Source organism: Staphylococcus argensis (assembly GCF_002902305.1).
In the GTDB taxonomy this organism is placed as follows: domain Bacteria; phylum Bacillota; class Bacilli; order Staphylococcales; family Staphylococcaceae; genus Staphylococcus; species Staphylococcus argensis.
Window position 1 is genome coordinate 1 of record NZ_PPPX01000008.1, and the last position, 1,331, is coordinate 1,331.

The 1,331-nt window shown below is 23.1% G+C and carries 2 protein-coding genes and 1 pseudogene; all 3 read left to right on the plus strand.

From position 1 onward, the window contains the following. Positions 1-186 (plus strand): annotated as a pseudogene (locus CD039_RS11930) (hypothetical protein); the annotation flags it as partial. Between the two features lie 101 nt (positions 187-287). Beyond that, positions 288-926, plus strand: a complete 639-nt coding sequence (locus CD039_RS06725) for a DUF443 family protein (protein WP_260843965.1) — start codon at positions 288-290, stop codon at positions 924-926. Between the two features lie 45 nt (positions 927-971). Beyond that, positions 972-1,331, plus strand: a 360-nt coding sequence (locus tag CD039_RS06730; protein WP_142384380.1) for a DUF443 family protein, incomplete at its 3' end; no start/stop codon positions are given.

Sequence of the window (1,331 nt, forward strand, 5' to 3'; positions counted from 1 at the left end):
AATATATCTTTAAATGTTTTCAGTACATTTATTTTTATAGCTTTATCTATCGGGGCATTAACTATTAAAGAATATAGTGTTATATATATATTTGGTATCATGCTATTTCTTTCTTTTATCTTATTTCAAAATGTAATGTTATATAACAAGACTACAATAGAAGGGAAAATGGGTAGTATTAAATAAAGTTTAGTAATTAAAAGACGAATCTCAAGAGAAAAAATGCTACGTTTAATTAATACTTGAAGGGAGATCGATAAGATATTGATAAAGTAATAATTAATCCTATTGAAAAAAACAGTAAGTATAAATTAATAGAGCTAGAAAATCGTTACTTCGTTATTGATTTAAATAGAAATAAACTGACTTTCCTATTTCCTTTATTAAATTATTTCACTAGACAAAAATTAATTGAAATAAGTGAGGAAGAATTGCATTACATTAAGGAATCTAATTTGAGTAAAGAAAGAGTAAAAAAAAGTGAATTATTTGCTAGTCTAGGTACAGGAATAGGTATATTTTTAGCTTTTTTAACTAAATCAGTAATAGATTATATGGATTTTTCTACAAACTTTCTTTTAAATATTATTATAGTATTAATAACGATAGCTTCTTTAATTATAATTAAAGGTCTTGTGAATAGAAATAAAGAAAAAAAGATAGGTATTGACTTAAGTGAATATAAATATAAATGTTTTATATACCCTGATAAACGTACCATGATAAAAAACATTTTACTAAATATATTTTTTAGTTTTTTATTTATTGCTACAACTATAGGAACTTTACCGTTAAAGGAATCTAGTTATCTATTTATTTTTGGAATCATTGTATTACTATCATTTATCTTATTTCAAAATGGGATTTTATATAATTATTATAAAACTGAGGGGATGAGAGGTAGACTTATTAGAAATAATAAATAGTAAGATGAATTTAAAGTATTTATTAACGAAAATCTTTGAAGGGAAGTGTATTTCACTATTGATAGAATAACTATAGATGCTATTGAGAAAAATAGTAAGTACAAAATAATACATTATGACAATAGACACTTTATTATTGATATCAATAGAAATAAATTTACATTTATATTTCCTCTTTTAAATTATTTTAGTAGGCAACAGTTAATTGAGATTGATAATGAGGAGTTAAGGAAGATAAATACTTCATATATTAGTGAAGAATATAAAGAAAAAATAAATACAGCTACAAGCTGGGGCACAGGTATAGGACTTTTTATTGTCTTTTTAACAAGATCAGTAGTTGACTATATGGACTTTCCAACGAACGTATTTTTGAATGTATTTTTCTTATTAATTTCAATTATT